The organism is Stenotrophomonas sp. P2112 (assembly GCF_041897515.1).
GTDB lineage: Bacteria > Pseudomonadota > Gammaproteobacteria > Xanthomonadales > Xanthomonadaceae > Stenotrophomonas > Stenotrophomonas sepilia.
The window spans coordinates 3,406,133-3,421,420 of sequence record NZ_CP169216.1 but is presented as its reverse complement, the minus strand read 5'-3'; the positions used below and the strand labels follow the sequence as shown (position 1 = coordinate 3,421,420).

Below are 15,288 nucleotides of genomic sequence, written 5' to 3'. Positions count from 1 at the left end.
CGGGATACGACTTCAGGCCCAGGCGGGTGCACCGCCTGGGCCTTTTTTATGCCTGTCGGCTCTGTGCCCAAGGTCTCTTGTGGAGGCCGCGTGACGGTCGTAGAGTTGGCCCTTCGTTCCGGGATGGATCGGGAGGTTGGCGATGTACCGCATCATGACGATCGCGTTGCTGCTGGGCCTGTCTGGCGCTGTTGCCGCCAAGCCGGAGAAGGTCGCTGTACAGATGGACCGGCAGGGGTCGGTCGCCGAGCAGATGCGCCAGGTGGAAACCGCGCTGGCTGCCCCCGACTATGCCGAACTGTCTGCCGAGGATCGCGGCCAGGTGCAGCAGGCGCTGTCGCGTATCCGCCAGCACATGGGCGAACGCCAGACCGTGCAGGAGCTGCCGCCGCAGTTGCAGGCCGAGGTCTTCAACGAGCAGGAACGCATCAACACCCTGATGGCGCGTGGCCATGACGACAGCCGGCAGATCTGCAGGTACGAACGCACCACCGGCAGCAACATGCCCAGGAGCCGCTGCCTGACCGTGGCCGAACGGCGCCGGATCGAAGAGAAAGGCAAGGCGCTGATCAACGACCAGCGCAGCTACAACACGCTCAGCCCACCGCCCGCCGGGCGTTGACCGCACCGCCTTTCGGTCCACCGGGGTGCCGTAACGGCGTGTCGGTGGCACCGCAGGGTCGGTGTTCCACTCATGGAAGAACCTGGAGGTAACAATGCAGCGCATGACCCCCTTCGCCCTGATGCTGGGCCTGGCACTGGCCACCACCGCGCACGCCAAGCCCGAGAAAGGGCAGGTGAAGTTCGACGCCAACGCACCGGTGGCCGAACAGATCCGCAACGTTGAGACGGCGATCAACACCGAGGACTACAGCGAGATCGGGCTGGAAGACAAAAGCCGTGTGCAGCAGGCGCTGGGCCGTATCAAGATCAAGATGGGCGACCACGAACGGGTAGAGCAGTTGAGCCCGCAGGACCGCACCGAGATCTTCAACGACCAGGAAGTGATCAACACGATCATGACCCGCGCCCATGCCGACAGCCGCATGGTCTGCCGCCGCGAGCGCACCACCGGCAGCAACATGCCGCAGAGCGTCTGCCTGACCGTGGCCCAGCGCCGCAAGGCGCAGGAAGACAGCCGCAAGGCCCTCAACGACAACCAGCGTTTCAACAACTACAAGCCGTAACCGTGGTTGGACCGGTCGCAGGCCGCCATCGGTCACCCTGCCGTGCGTCCCTTGTGGACGCATCGGCGCAACCGTAAAGTCGAGACCCTATTCATGGACGAACATGGAGCTCGTCATGTACCGCACCACTATGCTCGCCCTGATGCTGTCGCTCGGCCTGGTGGCCACCGTGCAGGCCAAGGCGCAGAAGGACACCGTGCAGATGGATTCTTTCACCCCGGTATCCGAGCAGATCCGCCGCGTTGAAACGGCCATGGGCAGCGAGGACTACAGCGAGATCGGGCTGGAGGACAAGAGCCGCGTGCAGCAGGCGCTGAACCGGATCCGGATCAAGATGAATGGCCGCGAGAAGTTGGATGAGCTGGCCCCGCAGGAGCGCAACGACCTGTTCAACGAGCAGGAGATCGTCAACACCATCATGACCCGCGCCCAGGCCGACAGCCGCATGATCTGCCGCCGCGAGCGCCTGACCGGCAGCAACATGCCGACCAGCGTCTGCCTGACCGTGGCCCAGCGTCGCAAAGCCCAGGAAGAGAGCCGCCGGGCGCTGACCGACCAGCAGCGCATCAGCCGCTGAGCGCTCGCCCCGGGGGCGTTTGCCGGTGTCGTCCCTCCGGTACGAAATGTTAAGAATGGAACCTGTATCGTTCAGCAGGTAGACGTCGCGTCCACCCGCACAGGGGCATCCTGAGCAGGTGGGCCTGGCCCCCCGACGACCCTTCAAGAACCAGAGGTCCCAGTGCGCATTCTCGTAATCGAAGACAACAGCGACATCGCCGCCAACCTTGGCGACTACCTTGAGGATCGTGGCCACACCGTGGACTTCGCCGCCGACGGCGTGACCGGCCTGCACCTGGCGGTGGTCCACGAGTTCGACGCCATCGTTCTGGACCTGAACCTGCCGGGCATGGACGGCATTGAAGTCTGCCGCAAGCTGCGCAACGAAGCGCGCAAGCAGACCCCCGTACTGATGCTGACCGCCCGCGACTCGCTGGACAACAAGCTGGCCGGTTTCGATTCCGGCGCCGACGACTACCTGATCAAGCCGTTCGCGCTGCAGGAAGTGGAAGTGCGCTTGAACGCTTTGTCGCGCCGCGGCAAGGGCGTGCAGACCCGCGTGCTGGAAACCGGCGATCTGGAATACAACCTGGACACGCTGGAAGTGCGTCGCCAGGGCAAGCTGCTGCAGCTCAACCCGACCGCGCTGAAGATTCTGCAGGCCCTGATGGAGGCCGCGCCGGCCGTGGTCACCCGCCAGGAGTTGGAAACCCGCGTGTGGGGCGAGGAGCTGCCCGACTCGGATTCGCTGCGTGTCCACATCCACGGCCTGCGTGCGGTGGTCGACAAGCCGTTTGAAGTGCCGCTGATCCAGACCCGCCATGGCATCGGATACCGCATCGCCACCCCGGAAGCCTGATTCCGTGGCAACCAAGGGGGAGCGCCGGCGTTCGCCGTATCGGCGGCGCCTGCGCAGCCGCATCATCGTCTCGTTCGTGTTGTTGGGCTTCTGCCTGACGACACTGTTCGCGTTTGCCACCAACTGGGCCCGCATGCGCGTGGAAAACCAGCTGGTGGAAGACGTGATGAACCGCAACATCAACGAGTACGTGCGGCGGTTCTACGAGAGCCCGGATCGCAACCCCGATCTGCCCGTGCAGCAGATGCGCGCGCGCCTCGTCAAACCCGACAAGTTCGAGGCGTTGCGCGAGGAAGAGCCGGACTGGGCTGCGCTGCCCGATGGCAATCACAACATCTCTGGCGTGGACGAGCGCGGGCAACCGTATGCGTACAAGCTGGCCGTGCGCAAAACACCCGACGCCTGGGCATTCCTGGCCTACGACATGACCGACAGCGTGCGCGGTGGGCAGCAGCTCAACCGCGCGCTGGTGCTGTCGGTGCTGGTGTTCAGCCTGCTGTCGCTGGTGCTGGGCTGGTGGTCGGCCTCGAAGGTGATGAAGCCGGTCTCGGACCTGGCCGCGCGGTTGCGCGCCTATCGCGGCGGCACCAGCGAGCCCGAGCCGCTGGCGCCACGTTTCCCCGATGACGAAGTGGGGCAACTGGCGCAGGCGCTGGATGATTATTCGTCGCGGCTGACCGAAGTGGTGCAGCGCGACCGTGAGTTCAACGCCGACGTCAGCCACGAGTTGCGCACGCCGCTGGCGGTGATACGTGGCGCCACCGAGCTGCTGCTGACCCGGCCCGGCCTGGATGAGAAGGTGCTGCAGCGTCTGCAGCGCATCCAGCGTGCCGAACAGCAGTGCAGCGACCTGATCGGCGCGCTGCTGCTGCTGTCGCGCAACGAACGAGGGCAGGGCACCAGCAACGTCGCGCGCGTAGCCGAACAGCTGCTGGATGCCCACCGCGCACAGCTGGGCGGCAAGCCATTGGAACTGGCACTGGAAGGCGAGCGCAACCTGGTGATCGATGCGCCGGAAGCCGCATTGTCGGTGGCGCTGGGCAACTTGATCGGCAACGCGGTGAAGTACTCGCAGGATGGTGAGGTGCGCGTCTTTGTCGGCAGCAATTCGGTGTCGGTAACCGACAGCGGACCGGGCCTGAGCGAAGAGGATGCCGCCAAGCTGTTCCAGCGCGGCTATCGCGGCACGCACGCCGGCCATTCGCAGGGCGGTGGTATCGGCCTGTCGATCGTCAGCCGCCTGTGCGATCTGTATGGCTGGCAGGTGAGCGTGCGCCCCGGTGGCGAGCGCGGCGTGATCGCCACCCTGACGTTCTCGCCGAAGCCGTTGTAAGGGCCTCTGCTTTGGTGGGTGCCGACCTTGGTCGGCAATGGCTCTGCTTTGGTAGGTGCCGACCTTGGTCGGCACGAATCCGGCCGGCGCCGTATAGCGCCCAGTGTCGCTTGTGCCACCGAATCCCCCCCGCAGGAACCCAGGGCCAGAAGCCCAACACGACATCACCGTGATCGCCGCCACGCCGCGCGCGTGTCCGCATGCACGCATTCGTGCACCCAACTGCGGCTTGAGAATTTCCTTACAGATCACAGCGCTGCGTGATGGCCAGATGGGGCGGCCGGGGCAGGTGCCCTGGCCGGGATTGGCGTCCTGAAAAAAACCTTCAACTCAAGCGCTCCGGGTGTGCTGCGGCTCATCATGGAAAATGCATCGGCTGCCTTGTTTCGGCGGATGGTGCGTGGGGATTCATCAGAATCCGCTGGAGTCTTTTTCCTCGCGCTTGAGTTGTTGGGTCTCCGGTACGCCAACCCGCACCGTCCGCCACCTTGCATCCGCGGGTGGCCCGCCGTCTGCGAGGAGATTCACTATGTCCGCACGCCCCTTGTTCCCCCAGCTGCACGCCCTGATCGGCGAAGCCGCCGACCTGCTGCCCGCCGACATCGCCGAGCGCATCGAGACCCTGCTCGATGATCCCAGGGATCTGCTGCCCGCGCTGCTGGCCCGCATGGACGGGCGCGATGCAGCCGACGGCCGACGGCTGGAAGCGGAGGGACTGAGCCCGGCACAGGCGGCCACCATGGCCGGCCTCAGTCGCACCCTGGCCGGCTTGAATGCACTCATGCAGGTGCTGCACGCCGCCGAAGCCGCCCGCGAGCAGGGCGGTGCCCACCAGCAGCTCAGCCCGGATGTCGTAGATGGATTGCTGCTTGGCGCACGAGAACTGGCCCGCTATGCCCGCCTGCAGCTGGAGTAGATCCACGCCATGCGTGGATGCGCCTCGGTAGTGCGTCGATTGGCTTCGGTAGTGCCGGCCGCTGGCCGGCAATCACGCCTCAGCCCCCAGCCAACCCCAGATACCGCGCATGCAGCGCTTCCACCTGCGCCTGCAGGTCCTCGGGATGTCCATCGTTGACCACCACATCATCGGCCAGTGCCAAGCGCTGCGCGCGGCTGGCCTGGGCGGCGATCATCTTGTCGGCCAGTGCGGCGTCGATGCCGTCGCGCTGCATCAGCCGGGCGTGCTGCACGGCTTCGGGTGCATCCACGAGCAATACCCGGTCCAGCCACGGGTAGGCTTGCCTGCCGCCGACCTCAGTCAGTAGCGGAATGGCGGCAATCGCGTACGGGCTGGTGGCCTGCTCGCACTGCTGTTGCATCAGAAGGCGGATGGCCGGATGGGTGATCGCTTCCAGTGCGGCCCGTTCGGCCGGATCGGCGAATACGTGGGCACGCAAGCGCGCCCGGTCAAGGCTGCCGTCCGTCAGCAGCATGTCGGCGCCGAAGCGCTCGGCGATGCGGCCCAGGGCAGGGCTGCCGGCAGCAACCACCGCGCGGGCGGCCAGATCGGCGTCGGCCACCACGATGCCCAGCGCCTCGAAGCGCCGGGTCACCTCGCTCTTGCCGGCGGCAATGCCACCGGTCAGGCCCACCACATACCGGCTCATGGGGATTCCCCTCAGCGCAGCCCGCTCAACACCAGGTACTGCTCGACCACCGGCGCGCCCCACATGAAGTAAAGCCAGCCCGCGATGGCCAGGTAGGGGCCGAACGGAATGGGCGTGGCGCGGTCACGGCCCCGGGTGTACAGCCAGATCGAACCGATGATGGCACCCAGCACCGACGACAGCAGGATGATCGGCAGGATGCCCTTCAGCCCGCACCAGGCGCCGAGGGCGGCCAGCAGCTTGAAATCGCCGTGACCCATGCCTTCCTTGCCGGTCAGCTGCTTGAACAGCCACCAGACCATCCACAGCGACAGGTAACCCACCGCCGCGCCGACCAATGCAGGCTTGGCCGGCATGTAGAGGTTGTCGATGTTGCCTATCAGGCCCAGCCACATCAGGGGTAGGGTCAGCTGGTCGGGCAGCAGCTGGGTGCGCAGGTCGATGCCGGACAGGGCGATCAGGAAGCAGGTCAGCACGATGGCGCCGAAGCCCTGCCAGCCGAAGCCGAACTGCCAGACGCAGGCCAGCACCAGCACCGAGGTCAGGGCCTCGACCAGCGGATACTGCAGCGAGATCGGCGCCTTGCAGTGGCGGCACTTGCCGCCCTGGATGAGCCAGCTGAACAGCGGGATGTTCTCGTACCAGCTCAGCTTGTGCTTGCAGTGCGGGCAGTGCGAGGGCTCGACCACGATCCCCGGTGGTGGGGGCTCGTAGAAGTCCGGTTCCTCCAGGACCTCGCGCGCATCGCGCTTCCACTGCCACTCCAGCCGCTTGGGCAGGCGCAGGATGACGACGTTGAGGAAACTGCCCAGCAGCAGCCCCAGGGCGGCCGCGGCGGGGTAGCCGAGGCCGGGATGCTGGTCGAGAAATGCCATGTATGTGTCAGACCACCGATGCCAATTTGAAGATGGGTAGGTACATGCCAATGACCAGGCCACCGACGATGATACCAATGAACACCATGATCATCGGCTCGAGCAGGCTGCTCAGGGCGTCAACGGCATTGTTGACCTCCAGCTCATAGTACTCGGCCACCTTGAACAGCATGGCGTCCAGGGCGCCGGCCTCTTCGCCGATGCCGGTCATCTGGATGACCATGTGCGGGAACAGGGCGGTCTGCTTCATGGCCATGTTGACCGGGTAACCGACCGAGACGTCGTCGCGCATGCGCAGTACGGCATGCTCGTAAACCGTATTGCCGGTGGCGCCTGCCACGATACCCAAGGCTTCTACCAGCGGCACGCCGGCCTTGAAGGTCACAGCGGTGGTACGGGCAAAGCGTGCGATCGAGCTGTTATGCATGATCTGGCCAATGACTGGCACCTTCAGGATCAAGCGATCCATCCCGTGTTGCATCTTTGGCGAGCGCTTATAGGCCATGGTGAAGCCGACGATGCTGCCGATGACGACGATCGCGATCAGCCACCACCAAGAGACCATGAACCGGGATGCGGCTACGATCATCTGAGTAAAGGCAGGCAGATCGGCACCAAATCCCCTGAAAACGTCTTCAAACTGTGGAACCACCCAGATCAGCAGGATCGAGCTGACCAAGAGCGCCACCGCAATGACCATTGCAGGGTAAAACAGAGCCTTTTTGATCTTGCCCTTCAGGGCTTCGATGTTCTCTTTGTAGTTGGCCACGGTATCAAGCACCGTCTCCAATACACCGGCGCCTTCACCCGCACGCACTAGGTTGCGATAGAGCTCGTCGAACTGCACCGGATACTTGCTGATCGCCTCATGAAGGGACGATCCGCCTTCGATATCGGTGCGGATGCCGTCCACCATCTTCTTCATGCGTGGGTTCTTGTGCCCGCTGGCGATGATGTCCAGCGCTGAGACGATCGGCACACCGGACTTCATCATCGTCGCCATCTGACGGCTGAAGAAAGCAATGTCCTTCGGCGAAACCTTGCTGCCGGCTGCTCCGAACAGTGGCTTGGGCTTTGGCTTAACCATGCCCGGGGTGATGCCTTGGCGGCGCAGCTCGGCCCGCAGCAGGTTCGCGTTTTTCGCGGCCTGCTCCCCTTTCATCTTTACACCCCGCTTGTCGGTCCCCACCCAGACAAACGGCTGCAGGTCCGTGGTGCTGCGCGCCACGGGCTCCTTCTTGATCGCACTGCGACTGACAGACATATCGGCTCCCCAAGACCCGCCATCCCCAGGCGGGCGTCTAGTCGTCGATGGTAGCGGGTTCATGCCCGTATGGGCAGTTGCCAAGGGGCTCATGATGCGAATTCGTGCCGGGTGCCGACCAAAGGTGACGTACTGCGTCACATTGCCGCGTCCATCGCAGATTCGCACCCGGGGGGTTCCCATCCGTGAAATAGCTGCCATCATGGGCGCGGGGAAATCCAGGGGGAGGCGTGCCGGGGTTGGCACGCAACCTGCGTTGATCCACCCGCAGGGGGCAGGACCCGCTCAGCTGGCCACTGGTCAGACCGATCCTGACTTCTGAAATCAACCACCACTTATCTTGGGGATGTACCAAATGAAGAACCAGAAGGGCTTCACCCTTATCGAACTGATGATCGTTGTTGCGATCATCGCCATCCTGGCTGCCATTGCGCTGCCGGCTTACCAGGACTATGTGGCACGCTCGCAGGTTTCCGAAGCGATGACCCTGAGCTCGGGCGCCAAGACCGCTGTTACCGAGTACTACGCCGACAAGGGCGCCTTCCCGACCACCAATGCCTTGGCTGGCCTGGCTGGCGCCTCGTCGATCAGCGGCAAGTACGTGACCAGCGTGACTGTTGGCACCGGTGGTGCAATTACCGCAATGATGAAGGGCTCGGGTTCGGTTAGCTCCAAGGTTGCAGGCAAGACCTTCGTGCTGACTCCGGCTGATGCGGGCGGCTCGATCACCTGGGATTGCAAGAGCTCCGGTACCATCGACGCCAAGTACCGTCCGTCGTCCTGCCGCTAATCGCGCAGACGGCATAGCGGTATCGGGAAAGGGCCGCTCTGCGGCCCTTTCTTTTTTGGGGCAAGGGGAGTTCTATTCGATGCGAAGTGTGCCTGCGCAGCGACTGCTGCCCCTGGCGGGTCTTGTCCTGCTGGCGTTGCTGGGAGTGGGCGTCTATTGGAATGGCTTGAATGGGGGATTCATATTTGATGACTTTCCAAATCTGGTGGACGATCCTGATTGGCGCCTGACCTCGCTGGACTTTACTTCCATCGCGCAGGTCATGGGTAACGGGGTCACGGGCGACGTGGGCCGCCCATTGGCGCTGCTCAGTTTCGGCCTCAACTACTACTTTACCGGCTTGGCGCCTTGGCCGATGAAGGTGACGGGCTTGGCTCTGCACCTCCTGAATTCAATGCTGGTATTTGCTCTGGCGTCCGGGCTGATCGGGCGAGTGCTCAGCATGTCGTCGTCACAGGTGCGCTTGACGGCCTTCATGGTCGCCACCGCATGGATGGTTCATCCATTGCAGGTGTCTACCGTTCTTTACGTTGTGCAACGCATGGAGATGGGAGGAGCGACGGGTGCCCTGATCGCACTTCTCTGTTATCTCAAGGCGCGCAGCAGCGTTCCGTGTTCCCGGGCAGCGTTGTTCTGGTGGTGCGGTGCTGTAGTCGGAGCCGGGATTGGCCTTGCCTTCAAAGAGACCGCGATACTGATCCCGGTTTACACACTGCTGATTGAGGTGTTTCTCCTCAAATTCCGGAATCCGGATGGAACGCGCGCCCGTGCACTGTCCGTTCTGTATGCTTTTGGGGCCACAGGGGCGGCGCTGTTGTACTTTGCAGTGATTCTGCCTGGCGCCCTGGTGCCGGAGCGCTACTCCGCACGTGATTTCAGCTTGGCAGGCCGGTTGTATTCGCAGCCGGCGATTTTGTTGAACTACCTTCAGCAGATCATGCTTCCCTGGCCTGAGTCGTTGAAGTTCTATTACGACAATGCGCAGGTCCCCCCATCCTGGCGTTCAACTGTTTTCATTGTCCCGATGCTGGCGCTGGTCGCGCTGCTGACAGCGGCCTGGGGGCTGCGCAAGCGCTGGCCCCTGACGGCACTTGGCATCGGATGGTTCTTTGCCAGCCATTTGCTGACCAGTAACGTTGTGCCGCTGGAGTTGGCTTTCGAGCATCGGAATTACCTGGCAATCGCGGGTGTCGCTCTTGCTCTGGTGCAACCACTGGGGGCGCTGATGCAAAGGTGGACCGTTGAGGCACGCCGTACGGTAGGGGGAGTCCTGCTACTTTTTGTTGCGGCCATGGGGTGGATCCAGGTGCAGACGTGGGCAGATCCGATGCGCCTTGCTCTCACGTTGTCCAACCGTAATCCTGATTCTTCGCGGGCCGGTTATGAACTTGGACGAGCACTGCTGGCATCGGCCCCTGCCGATCCTGCTTCCCCGGCCTGGGCCCTGGCTGAGAAGGAGTTCACACATGCGGCCTCATTGCCCGGCAGTTCGCCACTTCCCGAGCAGGCACTGATCATTCTCAAGTCGAATCAAGGGCGGGCGCAGCTCCCGGAGGTATGGGCGGCACTTGAGCGGAAGATATCCAGGCGGTCATTGGGACCACAGGAAGTCGGGGCGCTTGAAGCGATCGTTGCATGCCGGGTTGAGGGGGGGTGCAGGCCAGCTGAAGAGCAGGTGCTGTTTGCTCTGTTGTCGACCGCAACTGCAGAGAATCCCCGCTCGTCGAGGGTCCGGGTGGTGTTCTCGAACTACGCCTTCAACGTAATGAGGGACCCGGATCTAGCGATGAGGCTCATTCGTGAGGCCGTGCAAATCTCACCGAAAGACCTGGGATGTCGGCTGTGGCTGTTGAGGATGGGGTTGGCATCGAACTTGCTTCAGGTCAGTGAGGCTAGGCAAGGATTGGGGATCCTGCGAGCCGTCAATCATCGCCATGCATATGACCGGGACATTGAGGGCCTGGAGCATTGGCTGGTGGCGAGCCAACAAACAACAGGGGAGTAGTACATGAATCAGCGTGGATTTTCCTTGATCGAACTCATGATCGTGGTCGCTATCATCGCCATTCTGGCGGCAATTGCGCTGCCGGCCTACCAGGACTATGTTGCTCGAGGACAGGTAGCTGAGGGGCTCTCGTTGTCGACCGGGGCCAAGGAGGCAATAGCCACCTACTACTCCGACCATGGGCAGTTTCCTGCCGACAATCGCGCCGCGGGCATGGCTGCTCCAGGGTCGGTATCCGGAAAATTCGTCCGATCGGTGACCGTTGACGGTACCGGATCGATCTCGGTTGCCTTTGCTTCTTCGGCCAGCGCGAAGGTCGCCGGACAGACACTAGTTCTTACCGCGAGCGATACCAACGGGGCGGTGAACTGGTCTTGTGGAGGGTTGGACGCCCGGTATGTGCCCACATCCTGTCGCTAGACGACAGTCCGGTCCCGGGGCTTGAACGAGAGTTCAGGGGTGATTTGAGCGTGTCGCCTCTAGAAGAAGCGCTTCCATCTGAATGGCTCGCTCTTCCCAGTCGAAGGCCCTCAGGGCGGTATTGGAAAGCGGCATCTGAAGCTGAAGATCGATGGATTCTACGAGATCATTGATGTCGCCGGGGGCGTATGCGCGTATTGCGCCCCCGCCGATCCGCCGTGTGTCACCAACGTCTGAGGCGACGATCGGCACATCACAGGCAATCGATTCCGCTAGCTTCAATGGGTAGCAGAATCGCCCAAACCCTGAATTTCGATTGCAGACTACTGATACATCGAGTGAATTGATTAGTAACGGGACCTGCTTCCAGCCGATGACGCCGAAATCGATGATCCTGGGATGTGGGTAGCGGCGAAGGGTGGCATCCCTGGGGCCGGCAATGACGAGGTGGATGTCGGGGTGGCGCTCTGAAAGTGCCTGGAATGCTCGGAATAGATCTTCAATCCCCCTGCTTTGATCGAGGGCGCCGGCACAGCCAATCAGGCGAGCCTTCACGGGAAGACCAAGCATCTCCCTGCTGACACGTTTGTCGATCGGATGAAACAGATCCCGGCGGACCCCGTTGCCAATGACATGTACTGGAACAGGTGTTGAAAGGGTGGATTTCACGTGATCAGCCAGGGCATGTGTTACTGCGCTGATTGCCTTTGAGCCCGCACATGCGCGACGGAACGCGGCGCGCATTCCTGGGATCCGGCTGAGTCCGAAAGATTCGTAATTGTCGTAGAGATCTGCAACGTGAGGAGTATGGATGTGCTTCGCCAAGCTTGCACCGAGCACGGTGCATGGCGCATCAGAGCTTGTCAGGAGGACATCGATAGGGTGCTGCTGGTGAAGTCGCCTGATTGCACGTTCTAACTGGATGGTCTCGAGTGAAAGAGCGTTGATGGAACGCCATTGAACCCCTGCCGCAGACAGGAAATTCCCGGAATCTCGATGCCGATAGCTCAGTGCGATTCCGCTGATGGCATGCCCACGGCGTGCAAGTGCTTCCGGGATCTCCCAGAGTCGACCGTAGCGGTCGTCGATAAGGTCGCGTCCGGTGTACTGCCGTTTGCAGAGCATGAGGACATGCATGGACGGACCTGTATGGAAAATCAGATGGGTAGTGCATCATCATGGGCTAGTTGAAGGTGGAAAGTCACCTACGGGGTGGGGCATGGGAGTTGCAACAGCGCTAAGACAGGTGGGTAATCATCTGCGCCTTGGGGAGCAGCCGGGCTGGGTGCAGAGCATGCTGCGCCGCCTGTTCCGTCACGCCCAGGGGCGGCAGACCATATGCGACTTCGATGGCCGGTTCATGATGACCCTCGATCTGGCCGAACATATGCAGCGTCGCATGTTTTGGATGGGCTACTACAACCTTCGCCTCGTCTCCCTCCTCGACCATCTACTCGAGCAGGGCATGACCGTGGTCGATGTGGGAGCCAATATCGGGGAGATTAGCCTGGTCTGCGCGAATCGAGTGGGCAGTGGGGGCCATGTCGTCGCACTGGAGCCGATAGCCGGGATTGCTGACGAATTGCGATTGAATATAAGGCGCAATGGGCTACAGGGGGTAGTGCATGTCCATCAGCAGGGCTTGGCGGGAAAAATTGGCCGGCAGGCGATCTATGCGTCCTGCGGGCAGCATGATGTGAATGAAGTTCATCAGGGACTGGGAAGCCTGCATGGAACCGAGGGCGTCGACAATCGCATTGGAGTGGTCGACATCACAACGTTGGACGAACTCGCACGGCGTATTGGCCTGTCGCGGTTGGATTTTTTGAAAGTCGACATTGAAGGCGGTGAGTTGCCCTGCCTGGAAGGTAGCATCGAAACGCTACGACGCTTCCTGCCGGTAATTGCAGTGGAAGTACAGGAGCGCTCCAGCCTGGCGGCTGGGTACCATAGTCGGCAGATTCTGGAGCTGTTATCACCATTGGGCTACCGCTTCTATCGCCTGGAGACGAGGCGGCGGCTGGTTCGAATCGATGTTCAGGATCTGCGGGACTATCAGGATGTGATCTGCTTCGCAGGGCCGGTTCGAGCCTTGGAGGTTGCATGATCTGGCTACTGGCTAGTCGCTGGGAAGCCGGGGGACTGGAGCGTGTGCAGTTGAACCTCGCCCGTGGCTTCAAGGAGAGAACGTGCTCGGTGAGCATCATTGCTGGGCGTGATCTGAATGGGCCGGGTGATAACGGTGAAGTAACCTTCATCGCTCCGCGCGGGGCCTGGCAGATGCTCCTTGGATTGCCTTGGCGCATCCGGCGAGAGCGACCACACGTCGTGGTCACCACCTCCAACGACATTGCGGTATGGATCACCTTCTGGCGCCGCATTCTTTATCCCTCGACGGCAGTCGTTGTGGCTCAGCATCTTTCACTGTCAGGGCCAAGACGGCGGGCTCGTGGGTTCGTCAGAGCCAAACTGGAGTTGATTCGCTGGGCGATGCGGGTCACGCTGACGCGATCCCAAGGGCTGGTTGCTGTTTCTGCCGCGTTGGCGGCAGATATGGCGTCTGAGCTGAACCTTCCTTATTCCAGCATACGAGTGATCCACAATCCGTTGGTTCGTATGGATGAGATGCAGGAAAATCTCATATCGCAGGCGTGGCCCTTCCCGGATGATGATGTGCCAGTTTTTATCTATGCAGGGCGCCTTTCATCGGAGAAACGCCTCGATCTTCTTTGGGAGGCATTCCAGCTAGTGCGAGCCACGCATCTGGCTCGTTTGCTCATATTGGGGCAAGGGCCAGAAGGTGTGCGCGTGGCCCAGTGGATTGAGGGGAGCAGCATTCAGGGTGACTGCGCGCTGCCGGGGCGGGTGGAGGATGCGCTTCCCTGGATGGCCCGAAGCACAGCGCTGGTGCTGCCATCAGACTACGAAGGGTTTGGCAATGTCCTGGTCGAGGCCATGAGCTGCGGAGTGCAGGTGATTGCTACCGATTGCCCGCACGGCCCTTCGGAAGTCCTGGGAGGCGGCCAGTTTGGTCAATTGGTGCCAGTGGGGGACGCCCGTGCATTGGCTCATGCCATGCGGAATGTGCTGGATGGAAAGCTGCGGGTGGCGGTTGAAACTCTCCGCGAACGGAGCAAAGCGTTCTCCATCGACGTAGCCTGTGCGGCGTATCTGGAGATATTCAACTCGGCAAGTGAGCGACTTCAGGGCCAGAACTGAAAATTACCGTCAACCATGCGGCCGCCGCCATCAGTGTTTCGGCGAGGATGATCATCCAGACCGCTCCCAACAGGCCGTGTGCAGGAATCCAGGCTGCAGCGATCAAAGCCATTATTATCAGCCCGAGAGTCTCGATGACGAACCGGTACATTTTCATGCCGCGTCCAATCAGGATATGACAGGCGATCTGGCGCAGGCTGTAACCAATAATGAACAGGCCCATCCATCGTAGGCCCGGAATTGCGGCAGCGAACTCCATGCCGAGCAGCGAAGGCAAGACGCCGGCGGCACACCACAGCACGAGGCTCCCCAACATTCCATACCCTGTCGCGGCCAGGATCATCGCAACTATCAGGTGCCGATACTGGGGGGATACTCGTTGCGCCCGGAACAGGCGCGGCATCGCGGACATGACCATTGCATCCAGTGGCATGGCAATCACCGCCGCGATGCGATAGCACGCAGCGTACAAACCGGCTATCTCGCTTCCACCTGCGTGCAGGACGAACGATTTGTCCACGGTGGTAACGGCGACGGCGGAACTCCATGCGGCGGCGTGTCCCGTGCCATGCGCCAGATCACTGCTTCCGATCTGCATTTTCGCTGGGCCGGGGCGCAATATTCTCCGTACCAGTACTAGGGCCAGCGCCGCGCTGCATGCCGAAGAGGTCAGATGCAGCATCAGATAGACCGTCAGATCGTGGTCGACCGGTAGAAGACCGAAGATGCAGATCGCCGCAAGCCTCATGGCTGCGTTCAATGCGGGAAGGCCAGCCGCCCAGCCCAGGCGATCATTGGCTGAGAAGGCAAATGCGGCATTGGTGACGATAGGGAATGCAATGATTTCCGAAATCGCGACAAGGCTGAGTGCGGGCCACGGCATTAGGCCTGCGGCCAATAGCGAGAATGTCAGGGAAAGCGGGGCTGCGCTCACGGCGCAGAGTAGAAGGCTCTGCTTCCAGTAGCGGGGAAACTGCGTGTGGTCGGCAATGCTGTACTGATACATCAGCATGCCGCCGCCGAGCCCAACCAAACCGGCGAGAGCGGAGGCAGTGCCAACCGTGCCGGAGAACAGGCCGTAGTTGGTTGCCCCCAAAACGCGAGCGCCGAGGATGATCCATGCAGCCAAGCACGCCATCCGCATGCCCTGCCAGAACATCACCAGGATCGA

The 15,288-nt window shown here is 61.9% G+C and carries 16 protein-coding genes; 11 read left to right on the top strand and 5 right to left on the bottom strand.

Going from position 1 to position 15,288, the window contains the following annotated elements; genetic code table 11:
* The first annotated feature begins 142 nt into the window (after positions 1–142).
* From ACEPA4_RS15825 to ACEPA4_RS15800, 6 genes are all read left to right on the top strand, one after another.
* The gene (locus ACEPA4_RS15825) at positions 143–622 is read left to right on the top strand and encodes a hypothetical protein (protein WP_005418649.1); all 480 of its coding nucleotides are present in this window, start codon (positions 143–145) and stop codon (positions 620–622) included.
* Between the two features lie 94 nt (positions 623–716).
* Entirely contained in the window at positions 717–1,187 is a 471-nt protein-coding gene (locus ACEPA4_RS15820; RefSeq protein WP_005418647.1) for a hypothetical protein, read from the top strand.
* Positions 1,188–1,302: 115 nt separating this feature from the next.
* Positions 1,303–1,764, top strand: a complete 462-nt coding sequence (locus ACEPA4_RS15815; RefSeq protein WP_065178936.1) for a hypothetical protein — start codon at positions 1,303–1,305, stop codon at positions 1,762–1,764.
* Positions 1,765–1,926: 162 nt separating this feature from the next.
* Positions 1,927–2,604: a response regulator transcription factor gene (locus ACEPA4_RS15810; RefSeq protein WP_005410804.1), complete on the top strand. Its 678-nt coding sequence runs from the start codon at positions 1,927–1,929 to the stop codon at positions 2,602–2,604.
* Positions 2,567–3,937 (top strand): HAMP domain-containing sensor histidine kinase, encoded by a 1,371-nt coding sequence (locus tag ACEPA4_RS15805; protein WP_061479297.1) that lies wholly within the window; start codon positions 2,567–2,569, stop codon positions 3,935–3,937. Before ACEPA4_RS15810 ends, ACEPA4_RS15805 begins: the two co-directional genes overlap by 38 nt.
* 529 nt (positions 3,938–4,466) lie before the next feature.
* A complete protein-coding gene (locus ACEPA4_RS15800; RefSeq protein ID WP_279945997.1) occupies positions 4,467–4,853 on the top strand; it encodes a hypothetical protein in 387 nt (128 codons plus the stop codon).
* Positions 4,854–4,932: 79 nt separating this feature from the next.
* On the opposite strand, the gene coaE is transcribed toward ACEPA4_RS15800, so the two are convergent.
* From coaE to ACEPA4_RS15785, 3 genes are read right to left on the bottom strand one after another with little or no spacing between them, the layout of a single operon-like run.
* Positions 4,933–5,544 (bottom strand): dephospho-CoA kinase, encoded by a 612-nt coding sequence (gene coaE / locus ACEPA4_RS15795; protein ID WP_374082885.1) that lies wholly within the window; start codon positions 5,542–5,544, stop codon positions 4,933–4,935.
* A gap of 11 nt (positions 5,545–5,555) precedes the next feature.
* Positions 5,556–6,419: an A24 family peptidase gene (locus tag ACEPA4_RS15790; RefSeq protein ID WP_065185263.1), complete on the bottom strand. Its 864-nt coding sequence runs from the start codon at positions 6,417–6,419 to the stop codon at positions 5,556–5,558.
* Positions 6,420–6,426: 7 nt separating this feature from the next.
* On the bottom strand, positions 6,427–7,683 hold the full coding sequence (locus tag ACEPA4_RS15785; RefSeq protein WP_070490390.1) for a type II secretion system F family protein: 1,257 nt from the start codon (positions 7,681–7,683) through the stop codon (positions 6,427–6,429).
* A 355-nt stretch (positions 7,684–8,038) separates the two neighbouring features.
* On the opposite strand from ACEPA4_RS15785, the gene ACEPA4_RS15780 reads away from it, so the two are divergent.
* From ACEPA4_RS15780 to ACEPA4_RS15770, 3 genes are all read left to right on the top strand, one after another.
* Positions 8,039–8,473 (top strand): pilin, encoded by a 435-nt coding sequence (locus ACEPA4_RS15780; protein ID WP_070490391.1) that lies wholly within the window; start codon positions 8,039–8,041, stop codon positions 8,471–8,473.
* Positions 8,474–8,552: 79 nt separating this feature from the next.
* On the top strand, positions 8,553–10,478 hold the full coding sequence (locus tag ACEPA4_RS15775) for a hypothetical protein (protein WP_146257844.1): 1,926 nt from the start codon (positions 8,553–8,555) through the stop codon (positions 10,476–10,478).
* A gap of 3 nt (positions 10,479–10,481) precedes the next feature.
* Complete coding sequence (locus ACEPA4_RS15770) at positions 10,482–10,898, top strand: pilin (protein WP_070490395.1); 417 nt, start codon at positions 10,482–10,484, stop codon at positions 10,896–10,898.
* 33 nt (positions 10,899–10,931) lie between these two features.
* On the opposite strand, the gene ACEPA4_RS15765 is transcribed toward ACEPA4_RS15770, so the two are convergent.
* Positions 10,932–12,035, bottom strand: coding sequence for a glycosyltransferase family 4 protein (locus ACEPA4_RS15765; protein ID WP_111202056.1), 1,104 nt, complete (start codon positions 12,033–12,035; stop codon positions 10,932–10,934).
* A 157-nt stretch (positions 12,036–12,192) separates the two neighbouring features.
* On the opposite strand from ACEPA4_RS15765, the gene ACEPA4_RS15760 reads away from it, so the two are divergent.
* Entirely contained in the window at positions 12,193–13,005 is an 813-nt protein-coding gene (locus ACEPA4_RS15760; protein ID WP_374082884.1) for an FkbM family methyltransferase, read from the top strand.
* On the top strand, positions 13,002–14,117 hold the full coding sequence (locus ACEPA4_RS15755; RefSeq protein WP_111202054.1) for a glycosyltransferase: 1,116 nt from the start codon (positions 13,002–13,004) through the stop codon (positions 14,115–14,117). The genes ACEPA4_RS15760 and ACEPA4_RS15755 overlap by 4 nt, the downstream gene beginning before the upstream one ends.
* On the opposite strand, the gene ACEPA4_RS15750 is transcribed toward ACEPA4_RS15755, so the two are convergent.
* On the bottom strand, positions 14,080–15,276 hold the full coding sequence (locus ACEPA4_RS15750) for a lipopolysaccharide biosynthesis protein (protein ID WP_235643011.1): 1,197 nt from the start codon (positions 15,274–15,276) through the stop codon (positions 14,080–14,082). The two genes, ACEPA4_RS15755 and ACEPA4_RS15750, sit on opposite strands and share 38 nt — an antisense overlap.
* Positions 15,277–15,288: the final 12 nt, after the last annotated feature.

Excerpts from the sequence above, each read along its gene's own strand:
- ACEPA4_RS15770 (WP_070490395.1), top strand. The coding sequence starts at position 10,482 with ATGAATCAGCGTGGATTTTCCTTGATCGAACTCATGATCGTGGTCGCT.
- ACEPA4_RS15785 (WP_070490390.1), bottom strand. The coding sequence starts at position 7,683 with ATGTCTGTCAGTCGCAGTGCGATCAAGAAGGAGCCCGTGGCGCGCAGC.
- ACEPA4_RS15760 (WP_374082884.1), top strand. The coding sequence starts at position 12,193 with ATGCTGCGCCGCCTGTTCCGTCACGCCCAGGGGCGGCAGACCATATGC.
- ACEPA4_RS15765 (WP_111202056.1), bottom strand. The coding sequence starts at position 12,035 with ATGCATGTCCTCATGCTCTGCAAACGGCAGTACACCGGACGCGACCTT.
- ACEPA4_RS15805 (WP_061479297.1), top strand. The coding sequence starts at position 2,567 with ATGGCATCGGATACCGCATCGCCACCCCGGAAGCCTGATTCCGTGGCA.
- coaE (WP_374082885.1), bottom strand. The coding sequence starts at position 5,544 with ATGAGCCGGTATGTGGTGGGCCTGACCGGTGGCATTGCCGCCGGCAAG.
- ACEPA4_RS15790 (WP_065185263.1), bottom strand. The coding sequence starts at position 6,419 with ATGGCATTTCTCGACCAGCATCCCGGCCTCGGCTACCCCGCCGCGGCC.
- ACEPA4_RS15755 (WP_111202054.1), top strand. The coding sequence starts at position 13,002 with ATGATCTGGCTACTGGCTAGTCGCTGGGAAGCCGGGGGACTGGAGCGT.
- ACEPA4_RS15780 (WP_070490391.1), top strand. The coding sequence starts at position 8,039 with ATGAAGAACCAGAAGGGCTTCACCCTTATCGAACTGATGATCGTTGTT.
- ACEPA4_RS15750 (WP_235643011.1), bottom strand. The coding sequence starts at position 15,276 with ATGTTCTGGCAGGGCATGCGGATGGCGTGCTTGGCTGCATGGATCATC.
- ACEPA4_RS15820 (WP_005418647.1), top strand. The coding sequence starts at position 717 with ATGCAGCGCATGACCCCCTTCGCCCTGATGCTGGGCCTGGCACTGGCC.
- ACEPA4_RS15800 (WP_279945997.1), top strand. The coding sequence starts at position 4,467 with ATGTCCGCACGCCCCTTGTTCCCCCAGCTGCACGCCCTGATCGGCGAA.
- ACEPA4_RS15775 (WP_146257844.1), top strand. The coding sequence starts at position 8,553 with ATGCGAAGTGTGCCTGCGCAGCGACTGCTGCCCCTGGCGGGTCTTGTC.
- ACEPA4_RS15815 (WP_065178936.1), top strand. The coding sequence starts at position 1,303 with ATGTACCGCACCACTATGCTCGCCCTGATGCTGTCGCTCGGCCTGGTG.
- ACEPA4_RS15825 (WP_005418649.1), top strand. The coding sequence starts at position 143 with ATGTACCGCATCATGACGATCGCGTTGCTGCTGGGCCTGTCTGGCGCT.